4 protein-coding genes are annotated in these 2,496 nt (G+C 34.6%); all 4 read left to right on the forward strand.

The window, feature by feature from the left end; all coding sequences use genetic code 11:
• Positions 1-1,242: hypothetical protein (locus tag Megvenef_RS08830; RefSeq protein ID WP_322777562.1), on the forward strand; the 1,242-nt coding region annotated here is incomplete at its 5' end.
• Positions 1,243-1,312: 70 nt separating this feature from the next.
• On the forward strand, positions 1,313-1,561 hold the full coding sequence (locus Megvenef_RS08835; RefSeq protein WP_322777563.1) for a type II toxin-antitoxin system Phd/YefM family antitoxin: 249 nt from the start codon (positions 1,313-1,315) through the stop codon (positions 1,559-1,561).
• Positions 1,561-1,815, forward strand: coding sequence for a Txe/YoeB family addiction module toxin (locus Megvenef_RS08840; RefSeq protein ID WP_322777564.1), 255 nt, complete (start codon positions 1,561-1,563; stop codon positions 1,813-1,815). The genes Megvenef_RS08835 and Megvenef_RS08840 overlap by 1 nt, the downstream gene beginning before the upstream one ends.
• Before the next feature lie 24 nt (positions 1,816-1,839).
• Positions 1,840-2,421, forward strand: a complete 582-nt coding sequence (locus Megvenef_RS08845) for a hypothetical protein (RefSeq protein ID WP_322777565.1) — start codon at positions 1,840-1,842, stop codon at positions 2,419-2,421.
• Positions 2,422-2,496 lie beyond the last annotated feature (75 nt).

Genomic DNA, 2,496 nt, shown 5'->3' on the forward strand with positions numbered 1-2,496 from the left:
ACAGAAAGAACAATAGATTATTATAATTTCAGAACCATTCCAGAGCGTTTGAGTCAACTGCGCCAAGATGCCAAATGTGTAGATTCCATATTTGAAGCATTAGAGAAAGAACAAAATGCACTAGCTGGTTTACATGGTAACATTAAGAAGTTAGATATTTATAATGAGCTGCTACTCAAGTGTGAGTTAGCGCATGAGCAGCGTCAACATGGCGATTTAGCTAAGCTAAAACTTGTAGCAGCAAATGTGCTATCAACTGGCACTAAAACTACAGAGTCATTAGTCAAAGAGTTGCAGCAGACAACAGATCTAAAAGAGACTCATAAGAAACTGGATCGGGATATCGAAGCACACCATATCAACTCCAATCTAGAAGCAATCACAAAAGAGAAGCAGGAAGCTAAAACTCCTGATCAAGTCATCGATTGCCTTAAAAAGGAACAGGGATTCCTAGCCCAGCTGCACGGTAATCTAAAATACCCAGAACGTGATTTAAACATAACGGCACGAGCTAAACTAGCCAACGAGTTAAAACAAGATAGCATGCATGAAGGTCTTAAGTCACTCGCTAAAACTGCATTGTCAACTGGCGCTAAAACAGAAAGCATGATAATTAAAGAGTTGCAGCAGACAACGGATCTAAAAGAGACTCATAAGAAATTGGATCAGGATATCGAAGCTCATCATATTAATTCTAATCTAGCAGCAATCACAAAAGAGAAGCAGGAAGCTAAAACTCCAGATCAGGTAATCGATAGCCTTAAAAAGGAGCAAGGATTCCTAAGCCAGCTACATGCTACTTTAAAACATCCTGATCATCATGGCCAGGCACTTTCTTTGTCAATTCAAAATGCCATGAAGAACGAGCAAGATAATGTTATTGGTCAGCTACATAAAATATCATCATATGTGCAAAGTAAAAACTACAAAACTCATGAGCAAATGACCCAAATATTAAAGGATACGACTGATCCAATGGGAACACATAAATCGCTACTTAAAGATTATCATGATAACTTCATCAAGAGCATTCACAAAAGTCTTACTAGACTTGATAATGGTGAAGCTGTTAAGATAGACAATCATACTATGTCATGTCCGCTGAAGTTCATGGAGCATCTTGTCAAAACTCGAACAAATGAATTTATACCACACCATGAGATACAGCAGATCCACAACCAAGTTATCCAACAGCAGAAACATCTTGAGATGGAAAAAGATATGGGTGGTTATAGTATGTAATTTTCTATCCACTTGACATTTATTCGTACATGTGCTATTATTTGTACATAAGTAAAAAGAAAATATTACAATGGAAGCTATCTCCTACACAAAAGCACGAAATCAATTATCGGGATTAATGGAACATGTTTGCCAAGATCATTATCCAGTGATTATTACAAGACAGAAGCAACCTTCAGTAGTTGTTATGTCTCTTGAAGATTATAATGCTTTAACTGAAACAGCGTATTTACTACAAAGCCCCAAAAATGCAGCAAGGCTCAATGAAGCAGTAGCAGATTTTACCAATGATCTGAATTTCAAAAAAGTAAAAATCTAATGGATATTTGTTTCCATAAGAACGCTTTGGAAGATTATGAATTCTTTAAAAAAAACGACAAAAAGACATCAGACAAAATTGATAGTTTATTAAAGAGTATAATACAGAATCCCTTTGTGGGTATTGGCAAACCCGAACCATTGAAACACCATTTATCAGGATTTTGGTCTCGAAGAATATCAAACGAGCATCGTTTAGTATACACTATTAAAGACGATAACGTATACGTGTTGCAGTGTCGTTATCATTATTAAGCCTAAAAGCCAAAAGAATACCAAATGCAAATAACATGGACAGAAGCTGAAAAAAAGGAATTAACAAAAATCATTGATAAAGCTGTAAAATCTCTTGATACCTTTTTAGATCAAAGCGGGCAAAGATTCATTTGTCCTTTTGGTTTCCGCAAAACATTTATTTTCCCTAATAATGACAAAAGTACCTATATAAAGGACTTTCTGAACGTTATGGAGAAAAATTCTGATTATAAAAAGATTGCAACAAACAATCTGATTTCAAAAAATGAAGTAACGACGTTGCTTATAAAAATAGTTACGAAACAATACAAAGATATAATTGAGCTGGTAGAATTTTTTATAGAGCAACTCAATGACCTCATAAAAGTAGATTTAGTATGCATTATACCAAATTATGTTTTAGTATTTGATGACGAAGTCGAACATTTTACATTTGGCGACTCTCTTAAGTGCATAAAATCTGAGAACCTTGAATCTGAGTATGCAGAAAATAAAATAAAAATAGTTACTGATTATCCTTCTCGAGATTACACAGAAGGAATACCTGTACTTATAAGCCCTGATGCAAATTATAGTGACCTTGTGCATCGCTTACCTACTAAATAGTCTCTCCGTCAAAACTCTAAATTTTTGATATAATTTCAAGAATTTCAAAAATAAATCACCGCACATTCATTTTTT

The organism is Candidatus Megaera venefica, assembly GCF_034554655.1.
Lineage (GTDB): Bacteria > Pseudomonadota > Alphaproteobacteria > Rickettsiales > Rickettsiaceae > Megaera_A > Megaera_A venefica.